The organism is Luteimonas rhizosphaericola (genome assembly GCF_029888045.1).
In the GTDB taxonomy this organism is placed as follows: Bacteria; Pseudomonadota; Gammaproteobacteria; order Xanthomonadales; family Xanthomonadaceae; genus Luteimonas; species Luteimonas rhizosphaericola.
In genome coordinates this window covers 112,451-130,121 of sequence record NZ_JARXRN010000029.1, presented here as the reverse complement: position 1 = coordinate 130,121, position 17,671 = coordinate 112,451, and the positions used below count along the sequence as shown (strand labels likewise).

Below are 17,671 nucleotides of genomic sequence, written 5' to 3'. Positions count from 1 at the left end.
GGGCCGGCCGCATTGCCGCTGCCCGGTGGTTCCGGCAAGCTAGCGGCCTTTCCGCCCCCGGGATTCCGTCGCGTGCGTCAAGCGCTCCGCCTGCTGCCCCTGCCGATCTGCATCGCCCTGTCGCTGGCAGCCCACGCGGACGACGACATCCCGGTCGACTGGTCGCTGTGTCCGGTCGAGGACGCGGTGCCGCTGTTCCCCGACGCACAGGCGCCGGTCGGCAACGCCGCCGACCGCGAGAACCTGCCCACCGACATCCAGGGCGACCAGACCGTCGGCATGGACGGCGGTCTGTACAACGTCACCGGCAACGTCACCCTGCGCCGCGGCGACCAGTTCCTGGGCACCGACCGGATCGAATTCGCGCAGGACACCGGCACCTACACCGCGACCGGCAACGTCCGCTACCAGGACTCCGGCATGCGCGTGGTCGCCGAGCGGCTGGAGGGCGACCAGAACAACGACTCGCACCGGATCGACAACGTCCGCTACCAGCTCACCGAGCGCCGCGGCAACGGCGGCGCGGAGCGGATCGAGATGCAGGACGCGCGCGGGCGCATGTTCGAGTCCACCTACTCGACGTGCCCGCCGAGCCAGCGCTGGTGGGAGCTGCGCGCGCAGCGGATCGACGTCGACACGGATGAAGGCACGGGCGTGGCGCGCAACGCCACCCTGCGCATCGGCAAGGTACCGATCCTGTACGTGCCGTACCTGGCATTCCCGATCGACGACCAGCGCCGCACCGGCCTGCTCTATCCCAGCATCAGCATGTCCAGCCGCAACGGCTTCGACTGGCGCCAGCCGATCTACTTCAACCTCGCGCCGAACTACGACATGACGCTCACCCCGCGCTACATGAGCCGGCGCGGGCTGCAGCTGGGGACCGAGTTCCGCCATCTGTACAGCCGCGGTCGCGGCACGCTCGATTTCCAGGCGCTGCCTTCGGACGACCTGGCCTGGCGCGAGCGCGACGAGGAGATCATCGAGGTCCCGATCGCCGAGAACCGGCGCGAGGACAACCGCGGCGCGTTCCGCTACACGGGTCACCACAACATCGACCGCACCTGGCAGGCGCGCGCGAATCTGTACTGGTTCAGCGACCCGCGCTGGATCGAGGATTCGAGCAGCAACGTCGAGGGCCTGTCGGTGTCCTCGCTCACCAGCACCGTCGGCGTGTACGGCCGCGGCCGCTACTGGAACGCGCTGGTCGAGGGCCAGTACCGACACCTGACCGACTACACCTTCTCCGAGACCCGCCTGCCCTACAACCGCCTGCCGCGCGCCTACGTGAACTGGGAGCAGCCGGTCGGCCGGTGGCTGGTGGCGGGAGCGGATGCGGAGGTCACCCGCTTCTCGCATCTCGACGCCGAGTCCAAGCCCGGCGGCAGCCGCCTGTACGCGAAGCCCTGGGTCAGCCTGCCGCTGGAAGGCGCGAGCTGGTACGTGCGGCCCACGGTTGCTTTCCGGCATGTGCAGTACCGGCTGGACAACGCCCTGGCCGAGGATCTCGATCCCGGCAGTCCGGATGACGCGCCGTCGGCGAGCCATGCGATCGGCACCGTCGATGCCGGCCTGTTCTTCGACCGCGACACCCGCTTCCGCGGCGACGACTACCTGCATACGCTCGAACCGCGGCTGTTCTACCTCAACTCGCCCTACCGCGAGCAGGACGACATGCCGCTGTTCGACACCCGGCCGATGACCTTCAGCTGGGGCCAGCTGTTCCGCGACAACCGCTATTCCGGCGCCGACCGCCAGGGAGATGCCAACCAGCTGACGATGGCGCTGACCACGCGCCTGATCCGCGAGTCCGACGGTCGCGAGAAACTCTCCGCGAGTATCGGCCAGATCCAGTACTTCAAGGATGCCAGGGTCACGCTCGGCAACGAAGCGCCGATCGAGGAAGGCGAATCCGCGTGGGTGGTCGACACCAACTACGCGATCAACGACCGCTGGACCATCGGCGCCTCGTATCAGTGGAATCCGGCGACGCGCCGCGAAGACCTGGCCAGCTTCCGCACCCGCTACCTGATCGGCGACGAGGGCATCGTCAATCTCTCCTATCGCTACCGTCGCAATGTATTGCGCCAGACCGACCTGCTCGAACAGGTGGATCTGTCGTTCCTGTACCCGATCAACCCCACCTGGAGCCTGGTCGGCCGCTACTATTACTCGCTGCAGGACAAGCAGGTGCTCGAAGGCATCGCCGGCGTGCAGTGGGAAAGCTGCTGCGTCGCTGCGCGCCTGGTCGCGCGCCGCTACGTGCGCAATACCCGCGGCGACATGAACGATTCGATCCAGCTCGAGATCGAACTCAAGGGGCTGGGTTCCGCCGGCCCCGACAACCGGAGCCGTCTGCGCCGTGCTATCCTCGGGTATCACCGCGACGACCTCTACCTCGTCCCGCCGTCGGAACTGCGCAGCAGCGCGGACGACGACATTTCCGCAGACGACCCCCTCCCATGAAGACCCGCCTCGCATCCCTGTGCGCCGCCCTGCTGTTCGCGGCCTCCGCCCACGCGCAACAGACCCAGCCGCTGGAACGCATCGCCGCGGTGGTGGACGAGGACGTGATCCTGCAGAGTGAGCTCGATCGCGCCGTCGCCAACATCGTCGCCCAGTACGCCGATCGCCAGAACCAGCTGCCGCCGCGCCCGGTGCTCGAACGCCAGGTGCTCGAGCGCCTGGTCCTGGTCAAGCTGCAGACCGCGCGCGCGGCCGAGACCGGTGTGCGCGTTGGCGACGCGGAGGTCGACAACGCGATCAACAACATCGCCCAGCAGAACAACCTCTCGCCTGACCAGCTGCGCCAGCAGCTCGCGGCGGACGGCATGTCGATGGACGACTTCCGCAGCTCGCTGCGCGACGAGATCGTGATCCAGCGCATGCGCCAGCGCTTCGCGCAGAGCCGCATCAGCGTCAGCGACGCCGAGGTGGACGCGGCGATGGCCGCGCAGGCCGGCAACGTGCAGTACAGCCTGGCGCACATCCTGGTGGCGCTGCCCGAGGGCGCGACGCCGGAGCAGATCGCCACCGGCCAGCAGAAGATCGACGGCATCAAGGCCCTGCTCGACCGCAACGAGATGGACTTCGCCGCCGCCGCGGTGCGCTATTCCGACAGCCCCAATGCGCTCGAGGGCGGCAGCCTCGGCTGGCGCAGCCTGGACGAGATCCCGGCCGCGTTCGGCAACGCCATCCGCAGCATGTCCAAGGGCGACGTGATCGGTCCGATCCGCGGTCCCAGCGGCTTCCAGCTGCTGCAGCTGGTCGACACGCGCGAAGGCGCGCAGGCCGGCGGTGGCGCGACGGTCACCCAGTTCAACGCGCGCCACATCCTGGTGCGCCCGGCCGAAGGCGCGGGCGGCGATGCCGAGGCCAAGGCGCGGATCGACACCCTGCGCGCACGGATCGCCGGCGGCGCCGACTTCGAGGAAGTCGCCCGCGAAAGTTCGGACGACACGGTCAGCAAGCCGGACGGCGGCGACCTGGGCTGGTTCACCCAGGACGAGTTCGGACCCGAGTTCGGCGGCCAGGTCGCGGCGCTGCAGGACGGCCAGGTCTCGGCGCCGTTCAAGACCCAGGCCGGCTGGCACATCGTGCAGCGCGTCGGCGAGCGCCAGACCAGCGTCGACGACGAGAACCGCCGCGCCCAGGTGCGCGAGGCAATCGGCCAGCGCAAGCTCGAGGACGAGTGGGACCGCTACGTGCGCGAGATGCGCGGCGAGGCCTACGTCGACATCCGCGCCGGCGACGCGGCCCAGCAGCAGCCCGCCAGCGGCGGCTGACATGGCGCTCCCGCGCCTGGCGCTGGTCCCGGGCGAGCCGGCCGGCGTGGGCCCGGAACTGTGCGTCCGTGCCGCGCAGCGCGCCTGGAATGCAGGGCTTGTCGCCTACGGCGATGCGGCATCGCTGGTGAATGCGGCGCGCAGGCTCGGCCTGCCCCTCCAGCTGCTGCCGCCCGACCCCGCCGGTGCACGGCCCGGACAGCTGCCGCTGGTAGAGATTCCCCACCCGGCAGCCTGCGCTCCCGGCGCTCCGGATCCGCGCAATGCGGTCACGGTCGTCGAGGCGCTGACGCGCGCCGCCGACGCCTGCCAAGCGGGCGACTGCGACGGCCTGGTGACCGGGCCGGTGCACAAGGCCACCATCAACCTCGGCGGCATCGCCTACACCGGCACCACCGAACTGCTCGCGCAGCACGCCGGGCGCGAGGTGGTGATGATGCTCGCCAACGACATCGTCCGCGTCGCGTTGGCGACCACCCATCTTCCGCTGCGCGAGGTGGCCGACGCGATCACCCCGGCGCTGCTGGAGCGCGTGCTGCGGATCGTGCATGCGGCGATGCGCACGGACTTCGGCATCGCCGAGCCGCGCATCGCGGTGCTCGGCCTGAACCCGCATGCCGGCGAGTGCGGCCATCTGGGCCGCGAGGAACTGGAGGTGATCGAGCCGGTACTCGCGCGCCTGCGGGCCGAGGGCTTCGACCTGCCCGGCCCGCTGCCTGCCGACACCGCGTTCCTGCCTTCGAAGCTGCGCGGCTTCGACGCCGTGCTCGCGATGTATCACGACCAGGGCCTGCCGGTGCTCAAGTACAGCGGTTTCGAGCACGCCGTGAACCTGACCCTCGGACTGCCCTACCCGCGGGTGGCGGTGGACCACGGCACCGCGTTCGACCTCGCCGGGACCGGACGCGCCGATCCGTCCAGCCTGTTCGCCGCGATCGACACCTGCACGCGGCTGGCGGGCCGCAGGCGCGAGGCGTGAGCGCGGCGCCGCGCGGAGGCCTCGGCCACGCGCGTACACCGCCCCGCTCCGCATCATCCCCGGGGTACGCGCATGACGTCGGCTGACCGGCCACTCGGGGTGACCGGCGCGCGGCGCGCGTTGCCGGCGACAACCGGTTAGGCTTCCCGGACTTCAGCCCGCGACCGCCATCCATGCAGACCATCGACTGGGACGATTTCATGAAGGTCGAGCTGCGCGTCGGCCGGGTGCTCGCTGCGCGCGCGTTTCCCGAGGCGCGCAAGCCGGCCTACGTGCTGGAGGTCGATTTCGGTCCCGGGATCGGCGTGCGCAGGTCCAGCGCGCAGATCACCGCGCTCTACACACCGGACGAACTGGTCGGGCGGCTGGTCGTGGGCGTGGTCAACTTTCCTCCCAGGCAGATCGGCCCGATGCGCTCCGAATGCCTGGTCACCGGCTTCCACGACGAACAGGGCCGGGTTGCGCTGTGCGTGCCCGACCGGGACGTTCCGCCCGGGACGCGCCTGCTGTGAGCGGCTTCAGCCAGCCGGCGAAGAAGTCGCTCGGGCAGCATTTCCTGCACGAGCGCGGCGTGGTCGAGCGCATCCTGCTGGCGGTCGATCCCAAGCCCGGCGACCATCTGGTCGAGATCGGCCCGGGCCAGGGCGCGATGACCTTTCCGCTGCTGCAGCGCCACGGCCGCCTGACCGCGATCGAGTTCGACCGCGACCTGCTGGCCCCGCTCACCGAAGCCGCCCGCGCGCACGGCACCCTGACCCTGGTGCACGCCAACGTGCTCGACGTCGACTTCACCGCGCTGGCCGGCGGCGCGCCGATCCGGCTGGTCGGCAACCTGCCCTACAACCTGTCCTCGCCGATCCTGTTCCACGCGCTGGACCACGCCGCCGTGGTGCAGGACATGCATTTCATGTTGCAGAAGGAAGTGGTCGAGCGCATGGCCGCCCCCCCCGGGAGCAAGGTCTACGGGCGCCTGAGCGTGATGCTGCAGGCCTGGTGCGAGGTGACCGCGCTGTTCACGGTGGGGCCCGGCGCGTTCCGCCCGCCGCCGAAGGTCGATTCGGCCGTGGTCAGGCTGGTGCCGCGCCCGCCCGCGAGTGTGGGGATCGCCGATCCGGCGCGCTTCGCGGCGCTGGTCCGCGACGCCTTCGGCCAGCGCCGCAAGACGCTGCGCAACGCGCTGTCCCGCCTGTGCGACGAAACCACCCTGCGCGCGGCCGGCATCGACCCGCAGGCGCGTGCGGAACAGCTGCCGGTGGCCGACTTCGTCCGCCTGTCCAACCAGCCTCCGCCCACGGCCTAGACACGCCCCCGCCCGGGTCCGCCACCGCCGCTCCGTCGCCGGGCATCCAGCCGCGCGCAACCGCGGAATCGCGGCGTTCAACGCCGCATCGTTCACGGCCCAGCGCATACACTGCACTTATGAACGAGACGGCCGATTACAGCCTGGAGATCCAGATCGCGACCCAGTTCCTCGACGAGGAATCCGCGCCCGACGACGACCGCTACGTCTTCGCCTACACCATCCGCATCCGCAACCTCGGGCGGCTGCCGGCGCAGCTGGTCGGCCGCCACTGGCTGATCACCGACGCCAACGGCCGCATCGAGGAGGTGCACGGCGACGGCGTCGTCGGGGAGCAGCCGCGGCTGGAGCCGGGCGAGCAGTTCACCTACACCTCCGGCGCCACCCTGCCGACCTCCGTTGGCACCATGGAAGGCCGCTACGACATGGTCGGCGACGACGGCACCCGCTTCGACGCGCCGATCCCGCCGTTCACCCTCGCCGTGCCGCGCACGCTGCACTGAGGGACGGGAGCGCATGGCCGTCTGGGCGATCGGAGACCTGCAGGGCTGCTACGGCCCCACCCAACGCCTGCTGGACAAGCTCCGGTTCGATCCGGCGCGCGACCGCCTCTGGTTCTGCGGCGACCTGGTCAACCGCGGCGGCGAGTCGATCCAGACGCTGCGCCTGGTGCATTCGCTGCGCGCCAGCGCCGTGACCGTGCTCGGCAACCACGACCTGTCGCTGCTGGCGATCGCGCAGCGCAGCGAACCCGAGCAGCGCAAGGTCAATCCCGACCTGCAGGGCGTGCTGTTCGCCGAGGACCGGGTCGAGCTGCTGGACTGGCTGCGCACGCAGCCGCTGGTGCACGTGGACCGCGCGCTGGGCTGGATGATGGTGCACGCCGGCCTCGCGCCGAAATGGACCGTCGCCCTGGCTGAGCAGCATGCGCGCGAGGTCGAGCGAAAGCTCGCGGGCAGCGGCGCGCGGAAACTGCTGAAGAACATGTACGGCGACCGCCCCGCCTGGTCGCCGCGCCTGACCGGGCCGGAGCGCGACCGCGCGATCATCAACGTCTTCACCCGCATGCGCTACTGCTCGCCGCGCGGGCGGATCGCATTCGAGGAAAAGGGCGCGCCCGGTACCCAGGCACCCGGCCTCTACCCCTGGTACGAGGTGCCCGGGCGGGCGCAACGGGACCTGAAGATCGCCTGCGGGCACTGGTCCACGCTGGGGCTGTTCATCGGCCACGGCGTGCATGCGCTGGATACCGGCGCGGTCTGGGGTGGCAAGCTCACCGCGCTGCGGCTCGACAGCGAGGACCTGCAGGTGGTGCAGGTGCCGGGGCGGGACGTCGGCGGCCAGCCGGGCTGAACGCCGCCGGAGGCGACGGCTACGACGTGGCGTCCGGCGCCTCGCGCCGCAGATCGATGAACTCGAACGCGTACGCGTGGCGTGCATCCGTCGGGTGCGGCTGGCGCGCCGCCTCCTGCCATGCGCCGTCGAGCGCGGGGAAGAACGCGTCGGCGCCGTCCACCTCGGTCTCCACCTCGGTCGCATGCAGCACCTGCGCATGCGGCAGTGCCAGCGCGTAGATCTCCGCACCGCCGATCACGCACAGTTCGCCGGCACCCGCATCGCCCGCCGCACGCAGCGCGTCGTCGAGCGAACCCACGGCCCGCATGTCCGCGAACGGGGTCCGACCGCTGCGCGTCATCACCAGATTCAGGCGCCCCGGCAGCGCGCGACCGATCGCTTCGGCGGTCTTGCGCCCCATCAGCACCGGCTTGCCCAGCGTCAGCGCCTTGAAGCGCTTCAAGTCGTCGGGCAGGTGCCAGGGCAGCGCATTGTCCTTGCCGATCGCGCGGCGGCGGTCGTAGGCGACGACCAGGCTGATCGTCGGCATACGCTAGACCGCCACCGGCGCCTTGATTGCCGGGTGCGGGTCGTAGCCGAGGATCTCGATGTCGTCGTAGGTGAAGCCGAACAGGTCGGTCACCGCGGGATTCAGGCGCAGGGTCGGCAGGGGTCTCGGCGCGCGCGCGAGCTGTTCGCGCGCCTGGTCGTAGTGGTTCGAATACAGGTGCGCATCGCCCAGGGTGTGCACGAAATCGCCCACGCCCAGGCCGGTCGCCTGCGCCACCATGTGGGTGAGCAGCGCGTAGCTGGCGATGTTGAACGGCACGCCGAGGAAGATGTCGCCGCTGCGCTGGTAGAGCTGGCAGCTGAGCCGGCCGTCCACCACGTAGAACTGGAACAGCGTGTGGCACGGCATCAGCGCCATCTTCGGCAGTTCGGCCACGTTCCACGCGCTGACCACCAGCCGGCGCGAGTCGGGATTGCGCCTGATCTCGTCCACCAGCCACTGCATCTGGTCGATGGTGCGGCCGTCGGCGCCCTCCCAGCTGCGCCACTGCTTGCCGTAGACGGGGCCGAGCTCGCCGTGTGCGTCCGCCCATTCGTCCCAGATCCCGACCTTGTGGGCCTTGAGGTAGGCGATGTTGGTCTCGCCCTTCAGGAACCACAGCAGCTCGTGGATGATCGAGCGCAGGTGCAGCTTCTTGGTGGTGACCAGCGGGAAGCCTTCGGCCAGGTCGAAGCGCATCTGCCAGCCGAACACGCTGCGGGTGCCGGTGCCGGTGCGGTCGGACTTCTCCGCGCCGTGCTCGAGCACGTGGCGCAGCAGGTTCAGGTACTGCTTCATGCCCCGCCTCCTTCCACGGCGGGCCGAAGGGTCGGCGAACGGTGCGATTTCCACAGCCAGAACAGGCCCAGCGCCACCAGCGGCAGCGACAGCAGCTGGCCCATCGTGAGCCAGCCGAAGGCGAGGTAGCCGATCTCCGCGTCCGGCACGCGCACGAATTCGACCTGGAAGCGAAACACGCCGTAGAGCAGCGCGAACAGCCCGCTCACCGCGTAGCGCGGCCGCGGCCGGGACGAGAACCACCACAGCGCGACGAACATCACCAGACCCTCCAGGAAGGCCTGGTAGAGCTGCGAGGGATGGCGCGCGAACGCATCCAGCGCGCCCGCCTCGAACTGGGTGCGCAGCTGCTCCGCGCTCCAGCCGGCGAACTGCGGGTCGGTCGGGAACACCACGCCCCAGCCCGCCTGCGTGTACTTGCCCCACAGCTCGGCGCCGATGTAGTTGCCGAGCCGGCCGAAGCCCAGGCCTGCGGGCACCAGCGGCGCCACGAAATCCATCACGTCGAAGAAGTGCAGCGAATGCCGCCGCGCCCAGACCCACGAGGCCACCAGCACGCCCAGCAGCCCGCCGTGGAAGCTCATGCCGCCGTCCCACACCCGCACCAGCATCAGCGGATCGCGCACCAGATCGGGGAAGGCGTAGAACAGCACGTAACCCAGGCGGCCGCCCAGCACCACGCCGAGCATGCCGTAGAACAGCAGGTCGCCGAAGGCGTTGGCATCCACCCCCGGCAGGCGGCCGGCCGCCACCCGCCGCCGGCCCAGCCACCACGCGGTGGCGAACGCCAGCAGGTACATGATCCCGTACCAGTGGATCGAGGGCTGGAAGGTGCGCCCGAACAGTTCGAAGGCCGGGAACTGGACCGCGATGGGGTCGATCTGGTGCAGGTGGATCATGAAGCGCGGTGTCCCTGGGCGGCCCGGGCCCTATTGTGCCCGAGGTACCGCGCGGTCGGCAGGTCGCCGTCCCCGCCGCGCGCGCCGCCTGTCGCGCGAGGCCGCGCCGGCCTCAGTAGCTCTCGCCGCGCCGGTGCGCGTTGCGCTTCGCCCACAGATTCAGCACCTCGACCAGGACCGCGAAGCCCATCGAGCCGTAGATGTACCCCTTGGCGACGTGCACGTCGAAGCCTTCCAGCAACAGGTAGGCGCCGATCAGCACGATGAAGGTCAGGGCGAGCATCTTGACGGTCGGGTTGGCGTCGATGAACTGGCCCAGCGGCCGCGCGGCCAGCAGCATCACGCTCACCGCGACCAGGATCGCCGCGACCATCACCGGCACGTATTCGCCGGCCATGCCGACCGCGGCGATCACCGAATCGAGCGAGAACACGATGTCGATCACAGCGATCTGCGCGATCACGCCGCCGAACGACACCGCCGCCTTCGCCGCCGGACTGCCGTCCTCGTCGGCTCCGCCGACCAGCTCGCGGATTTCCAGCATGCCCTTCACCAGCAGGAACACGCCGCCGAGGATCAGCACCAGGTCGCGCACCGAGATGCCCTGCCCCAGCACCACGAACAGATCCGCGGTCAGGCTGGCCAGCCACGCCAGCGTGAGCAGCAGCAGGATGCGGGTGATGCACGCCACCGCGATGCCGAACTTGCGCGCGAACTCGCGCCGCTCGGGCGGCAGCTTGCTGACCGCGATCGAGATGAACACCAGGTTGTCGATGCCCAGCACGACCTCGATCGTGCTCAGGGTCAACAGCAGGATCCAGACCTGCGGATCGCTCAACATCTCCAGCATCGCTTGTGTGTCCTCTCGTTCAGTTACATCCAGCGCGGGAGCAGCACCAGCCCCCACACCAGCAGCACATTCAACATCGTCACGAATACCGCCGCCGAACCCATGTCCTTGGCCCGGCCGGCCAGCTCGTGATGTTCGGGGCCGTAGCGCTCGATCACCGCCTCGATGGCGGAATTGAGCAGTTCCACCGCCAGCACCAGCAGGCAGCTGCCCAGCAGCAGCGCGCGCTCCACGCCGGTGTCGCCCAGCCACAGCGCGAGCGGGGCCAGGACCACCAGCAGGTACACCTCGAGCCTGAACGACGACTCGTGCAGCCATGCCGCGCGCAGGCCCTGCAGCGACCACACGGTCGCCATCAGGATGCGCGCCGGGCGGCGCGGCAGGTGTCCGGTCTCGTCGGCCACGTCAGCCGATCCGGGACCACGCACCGGGACCCGCGCCCCCGGCGGTGCCGGGCAGGGACTGCGAGGGGGTCGACGGCATGCGGCGTTCGTGGGCGCGGCAGGTGCCGCAACCGTGCAATTTTGCCACAGACGCGCGAAACGCCGGTGCGCCCCGTTCATCTTGCGGCACGGGCGCCCGCCCTACTGCTGCCGCAGCGCCTCGATCGGGTCGAGCTGGCTGGCCTTGCGCGCGGGGTAGTAGCCGAAGAACAGGCCGGTGGCGACCGAGAATCCGGCCGCGAGCGCGATCACCCGGCCGTTGAGCTCCACCGGCAGCTCGCTGTTGAACTGTCCGACCAGCAGCGCACCGGCGACGCCGGCCAGGATGCCGATCAGGCCGCCGCCCAGCGAAAGCAGCATCGCCTCGGCCAGGAACTGGCGGCGCACGTCGCGCGGACCGGCGCCCACCGCCATCCGCAGGCCGATCTCGCGGATCCGCTCGGTGACCGAAACCAGCATGATGTTCATGATGCCGATGCCGCCCACGATCAGCGAGATCGTCGCCACCGCGCCGAGCAGCCACGACATCAGGCGCGTGGTCGCGGTGCGCGTGGCCACGATCTCGGACATGTTGCGCACACGGAAATCGTCCTCGGTCCCCGGCGCGATGCGGTGGCGCTGGCGCAGCAGCGATTCGATCTCGCCCTGCACGTAGCCCAGGTCGTCCGGGCTGGAGACGGCCAGCGAGATCTCCATCACCGCGCCGGGCGGCATCCCCATCGACCCCATCAGCCGGCGCCGCGCGGTTTCCAGCGGCACCATCACCACCTCGTCCTGGTCGCGTCCCCAGTTGCTCTGCCCCTTGGGCGCGAGCGTGCCGGCGACGGTCAGCGGCACGCGGCCGATGCGGATCGTCTCGCCGATGCCGCTCTCCTCGCCGAACAGCTCGCGGCGCACGGTCTCGCCGATGAGCACCGACTTGCCGTCCCCGGCCTCGTCCAGGCCTTGGCCCTCGGCGACGGTCCAGCCGTTGATCACCAGGTAGTCGGGATCCACGCCCTGCCAGCTGCTGTTCCAGTTGCGCTCGGCATAGACCACTTGGCTGGACCCGCGCAGCGAGCCGGAGATGTACTGCACCTCGGGAATCTCGGCGCGGATCGCCTCGACGTCGTCGAGGCTCAGCGTGAAGTAGCTGCTCGCGCTCATGCGCACGGCGCCGCTGCCGCGGGTGACGTTGGGCGAGATGTCGAGCCGCTGCGAGCCCAGCCCCGACACCATCCTGTCGATTTCGGCCTGCGTGCCCTGGCCCACCGAGACCATCACGATCACCGAGGCGATGCCGATGATCACGCCGAGCGAGGTCAGCGCGCTGCGCATCCAGTTGCCGCGCAGGGCGAACAGGGCGGTGCGGAGGACGTCGGCGAAGTTCATCGCGACCGCTCCCCGTGGACGTCGCCGCCATCCACGGCCAGGCGCGGGTTCGTGGCAGTCGATGCCGACCGGGCATAGGCCGAATGCGGCTCATCGCCCTCGTGCAGTTCGCCGTCGCGCATCACGCAGGTCCGGTCCGCATGCGCGGCGACCTCCGCATCGTGGGTGATCAGCACCACGGTATGGCCGTCGTCGCGCAGGCGCTTGAACAGCGCCAGGATCTCCTCGCCGGTCTTCGAATCGAGCGCGCCGGTGGGTTCGTCGGCCAGCAGCAGCGCGGGCCGATTGATCAGCGCGCGCGCAATCGCCACGCGCTGCTGCTGCCCGCCCGACAGTTCGCTGGGACGGTGCGCGGAGCGCGCCGCAAGCCCGACCTCGGCCAGCGCTTCCTGCGCCAGCCGCCGGCGCTCGGCCGGCGGCACGCGCGCGTAGCCCAGCGGCATCGCGACGTTGTCTTCGGCGCTCATGCGCGGCAGAAGATTGAATCCCTGGAACACGAAGCCGATGCGCTCGCGCCGCAGCGTGGCGAGCTGTTCGCGATCGAGCGTGGCCACGTCGACGCCGCCGCACAGGTACTGCCCGGATGTGGGCGTGTCGAGGCAGCCGATCAGGTTCATCAGCGTCGACTTGCCCGAGCCGGACGGGCCCATGATCGCGACGAACTCGCCCGCGGCGATGCGCAGGTCCACGCCGGCCAGCGCCACCACCTCGGCCTGGGTCCCCTCGGCATAGACCTTGCGCAGGGCGCGCGTCTCGATCACCGGCACGGGTGCGCCCGCGGTCATCGCGGCGCGCGCTCGCCGGTGATGATCAGATCGCCCTCCGAGACCCCGCCGCGGACTTCCGTGCTGGTGCCGTCGCTGGCGCCGATGCGCACCTGGACCGGTTCGGGCCTCCCGTCGGCCAGACGGTAGAGCGTGGTGCGCGTCGCGCCGACGGCCGCGGCAAGCCCGGCGTCCCAGCGCTGGCGCCGGGCGTCGTCGAGCAGGCGGGTGAAGCCCGCGAACTGTGCCTGCAGGCGCTCGCGCATGCGTTGGCGCAGCTGCGCCTGCATCGAGGCGTCGCCACCGCCAGCGCCGGCGCCCATGGCCGTCGCTCCGGACGGCGGGCCGCCCGCGCCCCGCGCGCCGGACTGCGTGGCGCCGGCACCGGGACGAGTCCCTGCGCGCGCGCGCTGGGCCGCCACTGCAGCATCGAATGCCGCGCGCTGCTCCGGATCCAGGTCGAGCCCGTCAGCCACCTGCTCCAGTTCTGCGATCAGCGCCCCACCGCCTCGAGCGGCAGGCGGCCCCGATGCGGGCGCTGCGCCGCCGCCCACCGGCTTGTAGCGCAGGGCGGCGTTGGAGACCTTGAGCACATCGGGGCGGTTGCTGACCTCGATCTCCGCGTTGACGGTCAGCCCCGGCAGCAGGGTGCCGTCGCCGTTGTCCACGCTCACCACGACGGGATAGGTCACCACGTTGTTGGTGGTGGTGGCGGCCAGCCGCACCTGTGCCACCACGCCGCGGAACTGCCGGTCGGGAAACGCGTCGGCGGTGAACGCGACGGCCTGCCCCTGGCGCACCTGGCCGATGTCCGCCTCGTCGACGGCCAGTTCGATCTTCATCTGCGACAGGTCTTCGGCGATGGTGAACAGCTCGGGCGCCTGCAGGCTCGCGGCGACGGTCTGGCCGGGTTCGATCGTGCGGGTCAGCACCACGCCGTCGACCGGCGAGCGGATCACCGTGCGTTCGAGATTGAGCTGCGTGCTCTCGGTAGCCGCGGCCTGCTGCCGGATCTGGGCACGGGTGGAGGCGACCTGCGCGCGTGCCTGGTCGCGCGCGGCCCGGGCCAGGTCGATGTCGGCGCGGGCGACCAGCTGCTGGGCGCCGAGATCGGACTTGCGGCGGTAGTCGAGTTCGGCATTGCGCAGCGCCGCCTCGGCCTGGCTGAGCGAGGCGCGGGCGCTTTCGACCTGGGCGGCGCCCTGCGCGATCTGCGCTTCGTAGGTGCGCGGATCGATGCGCGCCAGGACGTCGCCCTCCTGGACCCGGCTGTTGAAGTCCACCAGCACGTCGGTCACCTGGCCGGAAATCTGGCTGCCGACGGTCACGGTGGAGATCGCGCTGAGGGTGCCCGTGGCCGAGATCGCGACCCGGACGTCGCCCCGTTCCACCTGCACCGTACGCCATGCCGACTCGGCGCCTTCGTCGCGCTGCCCATGCCACCAGGCCGCCCCGGCGACAAGCGCGACGAGCGCGATCGCCGCAATGACGGACAGGGTCGTGGACGGACGCCGGCGGCGGGTCGGGGCTGGTCGCATGGGGCTTCCGGGGAGCGGCAACTGGGCTCGTCAACGCGCCGCCCCGTGCCCGCGTTGACGCAGGCGGCGGCGCCACGCGCCGACGGTCAGGATTCGTTCGCGGGCGTGAAGCGCACCGTGGCCACGGTGCCGGCATCGGGCTCGCTTTCCAGCACCAGGTCCCAACCGAACCGGCGCGCGAGGCGGTTGGCGATGGTCAGGCCGAACCCCTTCCCCATCGGGCTGAAGGCGTCGGCGCGATAGAACGGCTCGAAGGCATGCCGCAGGGTCTCGGCCGACATGCCGATCCCGGTATCGCGGATGGCGACCGCGTCCGGCGAGATCTCCACCTCGATCCTGCCGCGCTCGGTGAAATGGCAGGCGTTGCGCAGCAGGTTGCGCAGCACCACGCCGAGCACCGCACGCGGCGCGAACAGCCGTGGCGCGGCATCTCCGACCAGCGCCAGCTCCACCGGCTTGCCGGCCAGCAGCGCCTGCGCCTTGTCGATTTCCTCGAGCGCCACCTCGCGCACGTCGAATTCCTCGCTCACCGGCGCCACCCCGCCCTCGCGCGCCAGGATCAGGAACGCGTCGATGACCGCCTCCATGTCGCGCCCCGCGCGCTGGATGCGCTCGAGCGAACGCCTGCCGTGCGCGGGCAGCGCGGGATCGGAGAGCAGCATGTCGCTGGCGACGCGGATCACGGTCAGGGGCGTGCGCAGCTCGTGGCTGGCGTCGCGGGTGAAGTCGCGCTCGCGCTGGATGAACTCGGCCACGCGGCTGGTCAGCCCGTGCAGCGCACTCGACAGCGCTCGCACCTCGCGGCCGGAATCACCCGCGCCGGCCGAGATCGCCAGCGGCGCGGACATCTCGCCCTGCAGCGGATCCCAGCGCGAGACCTCCTCGGCCAGGCGGTTGATCGGCATGACGATTCCGCGCGATTTGCGGTACGTCAGCGCCGTGATGGCCAGGGCCGCGAGCAGACCGAGCAGGATCATCGCCGCGGCCGAGGACCACATCAGCCGGTCGACGGTGCGTGTCTGCAGCACCAGGTACAGCACGCCGTCCGGCCGCCGCTGCACCAGGATCGCGCGCTGCAGGCGGTACATGTAGTTCATGCCCTCGGGCAGGGATCGGACGAACCCGGGGATGGCGTCCTCGTCTTCCCCCTGCCCGCGGAAGTAGCCCTGCAGCGCATTCGTGGCCGGCATCTGCCCCGGCGGGCGCAGGCCGGCGCGACGTTCCCAGAACGCCTGCGCCTCGACCTCGAGCCGCTGGCTGATCAATGCGTCGCGCGTGATCAGCGTGACCACGCTGACGCCGAACACGACCGCCAGGATCAGCAGCAGGCCCTGGGTGACGAACGCGTAGCGGATCCTGCGCGGCAATCCCTGCGGCATCGGACTGCTCCGCCGGGCTCAGGCCGGCGACTGGTCGATGTCCGCGATCCGGTAGCCCGCACTCTGCACCGTGTGCAGCAGCGGCTTGTCGAACGGCTTGTCGATGATCTTGCGCAGGTTGTACAGATGGCTGCGCAGGGTGTCCGAATCCGGCAGCCCGTTGCCCCAGATCTCGCGCTCGATCTCCTGCCGGTTCACCACCCGGGGCGATTCGCGCATGAGAATGGTGAGCAGCTTCATGCCGATCGGCGAGAGCTGCAGCTCGGTGCCGCCACGGGTGGCGCGCATGCTGGCCGGGTCGAGCACGAGGTCGGCGACCTTCAGCACCTCGGAGCCCACCTGGCGGCGCTCGCGGCGGATCAGGGCGCGCAGCCGGGCTTCCAGTTCCTGGATCGCGAACGGCTTGGTCAGGTAGTCGTCGGCGCCGGAGGACAGCCCGGTCAGCTTCTCGTCCAGGGTGTCGCGCGCAGTGAGCATGAGCACCGGCGTGGACTTGCGCGCCTCGGCGCGCAGGCGCTTGCACACTTCCACGCCATCCAGGCGCGGCAGCATGAGATCGAGCACGATCACGTCGTAGCTGTTCTCCACCGCCAGGCGGTAGCCGTCCAGGCCGTCGGAGGCGTAATCGACCTCGAAGCCGCGGCTTTCCAGGTATTCGCCTACCATTTCCGAGATGTTGCGGTTGTCCTCGACGATCAGGACCAGCCCGCCGGTCTCCTGCCCTGCACGCATGTGGTTTCCTCTAAGGGGTCTTCAGCTTTGTGAAAGGCTGCCAGTCCCGCTGTACAAGCGCCGTGAAGATGCGCATCGTCCGCATTTCCGACGCCGCCGCGACCGCCCATGCCGCCTTTCGACCGCCTCGTCCCGATCCTGCTGCTGATCGGCTCCAACCTGTTCATGACCTTCGCCTGGTACGGCCATCTCAAGTACAAGACCACGCCACTGCTGACCGTGATCCTGATCAGCTGGGGTATCGCATTCTTCGAGTACTGCCTCATGGTGCCGGCCAACCGCCTGGGGTCGACGTTCTACTCGGCGCCGCAGCTCAAGGGCATGCAGGAGGTGATCACCCTGCTGGTGTTCGCCGGCTTCTCGGCCTGGTACCTCGGCCAGCCGCTGAAGTGGAACCACTGGGCCGGGTTCGCGCTGATCGCGGTGGCCGCGTGGCTGATCTTCCTGGAGTGAGCGCGGTCGCGCGGGGCGGGCGTGTTGCGCCAGGGATGCGGGCGCGCGGGGCCTGCGCAAGGCAGAGCTGCGCCGCGCGGCGCTCGTAGCCCCCGGCCTGCACGTCCCGCTCGGACGGGATGCGCGGCGCGTCCCGCCGCAGCGGGTTCAGAACCGGATGCGACCGGTCAGGATGTCCTTGAACATCACCCAGTCGCCGGCGAACGAATAGAACGGATGGCGGAAGGTCGCCGGCCGGTTCTTCTCGAAGAAGAAGTGCCCGACCCACGCGAACGCGTACCCGCACAGCAGCGCCGCCAGCAGCCACCAGGCATCGCGCTGCACGATCGCCAGCGCCACGAACGCCAGCGCGCCGCAACTGCCGATGAAATGCAGGCGTCGCGAGGTGCGGTGTCTGTGCTCGCTCAGGTAGTAGGGATAGAACTCGCGGAAGCTGGCGAATCGGGGCATGGCGGCCTCCGGCCGGGCGCGGTCGGGTCAGGGCGATGATGACGA

The 17,671-nt window shown here is 70.3% G+C and carries 18 protein-coding genes and 1 pseudogene; 8 read left to right on the top strand and 11 right to left on the bottom strand.

From position 1 onward, the window contains the following. Positions 1-72: 72 nt before the first annotated feature. The 7 genes and pseudogenes from lptD to QFW80_RS17065 all read left to right on the top strand — a co-directional run. Complete coding sequence (gene lptD, locus QFW80_RS17095) at positions 73-2,466, top strand: LPS-assembly protein LptD (RefSeq protein ID WP_280603305.1); 2,394 nt, start codon at positions 73-75, stop codon at positions 2,464-2,466. Continuing rightward, positions 2,463-3,785 (top strand): peptidylprolyl isomerase, encoded by a 1,323-nt coding sequence (locus QFW80_RS17090; protein ID WP_280603304.1) that lies wholly within the window; start codon positions 2,463-2,465, stop codon positions 3,783-3,785. Before lptD ends, QFW80_RS17090 begins: the two co-directional genes overlap by 4 nt. Before the next feature lies 1 nt (position 3,786). Then, positions 3,787-4,764: a 4-hydroxythreonine-4-phosphate dehydrogenase PdxA gene (pdxA, locus tag QFW80_RS17085; RefSeq protein WP_280603303.1), complete on the top strand. Its 978-nt coding sequence runs from the start codon at positions 3,787-3,789 to the stop codon at positions 4,762-4,764. A 173-nt stretch (positions 4,765-4,937) separates the two neighbouring features. Beyond that, a complete protein-coding gene (locus tag QFW80_RS17080) occupies positions 4,938-5,276 on the top strand; it encodes a tRNA-binding protein (RefSeq protein WP_280603302.1) in 339 nt (112 codons plus the stop codon). Then, positions 5,273-6,064: a 16S rRNA (adenine(1518)-N(6)/adenine(1519)-N(6))-dimethyltransferase RsmA gene (gene rsmA, locus QFW80_RS17075; RefSeq protein ID WP_280603300.1), complete on the top strand. Its 792-nt coding sequence runs from the start codon at positions 5,273-5,275 to the stop codon at positions 6,062-6,064. Before QFW80_RS17080 ends, rsmA begins: the two co-directional genes overlap by 4 nt. A 119-nt stretch (positions 6,065-6,183) precedes the next feature. Beyond that, the gene (apaG, locus tag QFW80_RS17070; protein WP_280603299.1) at positions 6,184-6,567 is read left to right on the top strand and encodes a Co2+/Mg2+ efflux protein ApaG; all 384 of its coding nucleotides are present in this window, start codon (positions 6,184-6,186) and stop codon (positions 6,565-6,567) included. 13 nt (positions 6,568-6,580) lie between these two features. After that, positions 6,581-7,405, top strand: a pseudogene (locus tag QFW80_RS17065) (symmetrical bis(5'-nucleosyl)-tetraphosphatase); the annotation flags it as partial. Between the two features lie 31 nt (positions 7,406-7,436). Here the strand turns inward: QFW80_RS17065 and QFW80_RS17060 are convergent. The 10 genes from QFW80_RS17060 to QFW80_RS17015 all read right to left on the bottom strand — a co-directional run bounded on the left by QFW80_RS17060 (position 7,437) and on the right by QFW80_RS17015 (position 16,723). Next, entirely contained in the window at positions 7,437-7,949 is a 513-nt protein-coding gene (locus QFW80_RS17060) for a dihydrofolate reductase (protein ID WP_280603298.1), read from the bottom strand. Positions 7,950-7,952: 3 nt separating this feature from the next. Further along, positions 7,953-8,747 carry a thymidylate synthase gene (locus QFW80_RS17055; RefSeq protein WP_280603297.1) on the bottom strand — a complete coding sequence of 265 codons (795 nt, stop codon included), beginning with the start codon at positions 8,745-8,747 and terminating at the stop codon, positions 7,953-7,955. Continuing rightward, entirely contained in the window at positions 8,744-9,646 is a 903-nt protein-coding gene (gene lgt, locus QFW80_RS17050; protein WP_280603296.1) for a prolipoprotein diacylglyceryl transferase, read from the bottom strand. Before lgt ends, QFW80_RS17055 begins: the two co-directional genes overlap by 4 nt. Before the next feature lie 112 nt (positions 9,647-9,758). Beyond that, positions 9,759-10,496, bottom strand: a complete 738-nt coding sequence (locus tag QFW80_RS17045) for a TerC family protein (protein WP_280603295.1) — start codon at positions 10,494-10,496, stop codon at positions 9,759-9,761. A gap of 23 nt (positions 10,497-10,519) precedes the next feature. Continuing rightward, the gene (locus QFW80_RS17040; protein WP_280603293.1) at positions 10,520-10,900 is read right to left on the bottom strand and encodes a diacylglycerol kinase; all 381 of its coding nucleotides are present in this window, start codon (positions 10,898-10,900) and stop codon (positions 10,520-10,522) included. A gap of 180 nt (positions 10,901-11,080) precedes the next feature. Then, entirely contained in the window at positions 11,081-12,310 is a 1,230-nt protein-coding gene (locus tag QFW80_RS17035; RefSeq protein ID WP_280603292.1) for an ABC transporter permease, read from the bottom strand. Continuing rightward, the gene (locus QFW80_RS17030) at positions 12,307-13,095 is read right to left on the bottom strand and encodes an ABC transporter ATP-binding protein (RefSeq protein WP_280603290.1); all 789 of its coding nucleotides are present in this window, start codon (positions 13,093-13,095) and stop codon (positions 12,307-12,309) included. Before QFW80_RS17030 ends, QFW80_RS17035 begins: the two co-directional genes overlap by 4 nt. Further along, entirely contained in the window at positions 13,092-14,612 is a 1,521-nt protein-coding gene (locus QFW80_RS17025) for an efflux RND transporter periplasmic adaptor subunit (protein ID WP_280603288.1), read from the bottom strand. Before QFW80_RS17025 ends, QFW80_RS17030 begins: the two co-directional genes overlap by 4 nt. A gap of 86 nt (positions 14,613-14,698) precedes the next feature. Further along, the gene (locus QFW80_RS17020; protein ID WP_280603286.1) at positions 14,699-15,991 is read right to left on the bottom strand and encodes a sensor histidine kinase; all 1,293 of its coding nucleotides are present in this window, start codon (positions 15,989-15,991) and stop codon (positions 14,699-14,701) included. An 18-nt stretch (positions 15,992-16,009) separates the two neighbouring features. Then, positions 16,010-16,723 carry a response regulator transcription factor gene (locus QFW80_RS17015; protein WP_280603284.1) on the bottom strand — a complete coding sequence of 238 codons (714 nt, stop codon included), beginning with the start codon at positions 16,721-16,723 and terminating at the stop codon, positions 16,010-16,012. A gap of 108 nt (positions 16,724-16,831) precedes the next feature. Here QFW80_RS17015 and QFW80_RS17010 point away from each other — a divergent pair, with 108 nt between their 5' ends. Beyond that, positions 16,832-17,176, top strand: a complete 345-nt coding sequence (locus QFW80_RS17010) for a DMT family protein (RefSeq protein ID WP_280603282.1) — start codon at positions 16,832-16,834, stop codon at positions 17,174-17,176. A gap of 147 nt (positions 17,177-17,323) precedes the next feature. Here the strand turns inward: QFW80_RS17010 and QFW80_RS17005 are convergent, their stop codons facing one another. Continuing rightward, positions 17,324-17,626 (bottom strand): Mpo1-like protein, encoded by a 303-nt coding sequence (locus QFW80_RS17005; RefSeq protein WP_280603280.1) that lies wholly within the window; start codon positions 17,624-17,626, stop codon positions 17,324-17,326. Between the last annotated feature and the right edge of the window lie 45 nt (positions 17,627-17,671).

Coding starts and splice junctions, on each gene's coding strand:
- QFW80_RS17090 (WP_280603304.1), top strand. CDS start 2,463: ATGAAGACCCGCCTCGCATCCCTGTGCGCCGCCCTGCTGTTCGCGGCC.
- pdxA (WP_280603303.1), top strand. CDS start 3,787: ATGGCGCTCCCGCGCCTGGCGCTGGTCCCGGGCGAGCCGGCCGGCGTG.
- QFW80_RS17080 (WP_280603302.1), top strand. CDS start 4,938: ATGCAGACCATCGACTGGGACGATTTCATGAAGGTCGAGCTGCGCGTC.
- apaG (WP_280603299.1), top strand. CDS start 6,184: ATGAACGAGACGGCCGATTACAGCCTGGAGATCCAGATCGCGACCCAG.
- QFW80_RS17060 (WP_280603298.1), bottom strand. CDS start 7,949: ATGCCGACGATCAGCCTGGTCGTCGCCTACGACCGCCGCCGCGCGATC.
- QFW80_RS17055 (WP_280603297.1), bottom strand. CDS start 8,747: ATGAAGCAGTACCTGAACCTGCTGCGCCACGTGCTCGAGCACGGCGCG.
- lgt (WP_280603296.1), bottom strand. CDS start 9,646: ATGATCCACCTGCACCAGATCGACCCCATCGCGGTCCAGTTCCCGGCC.
- QFW80_RS17045 (WP_280603295.1), bottom strand. CDS start 10,496: ATGCTGGAGATGTTGAGCGATCCGCAGGTCTGGATCCTGCTGTTGACC.
- QFW80_RS17035 (WP_280603292.1), bottom strand. CDS start 12,310: ATGAACTTCGCCGACGTCCTCCGCACCGCCCTGTTCGCCCTGCGCGGC.
- QFW80_RS17030 (WP_280603290.1), bottom strand. CDS start 13,095: ATGACCGCGGGCGCACCCGTGCCGGTGATCGAGACGCGCGCCCTGCGC.
- QFW80_RS17025 (WP_280603288.1), bottom strand. CDS start 14,612: ATGCGACCAGCCCCGACCCGCCGCCGGCGTCCGTCCACGACCCTGTCC.
- QFW80_RS17020 (WP_280603286.1), bottom strand. CDS start 15,991: ATGCCGCAGGGATTGCCGCGCAGGATCCGCTACGCGTTCGTCACCCAG.
- QFW80_RS17015 (WP_280603284.1), bottom strand. CDS start 16,723: ATGCGTGCAGGGCAGGAGACCGGCGGGCTGGTCCTGATCGTCGAGGAC.
- QFW80_RS17010 (WP_280603282.1), top strand. CDS start 16,832: ATGCCGCCTTTCGACCGCCTCGTCCCGATCCTGCTGCTGATCGGCTCC.
- QFW80_RS17005 (WP_280603280.1), bottom strand. CDS start 17,626: ATGCCCCGATTCGCCAGCTTCCGCGAGTTCTATCCCTACTACCTGAGC.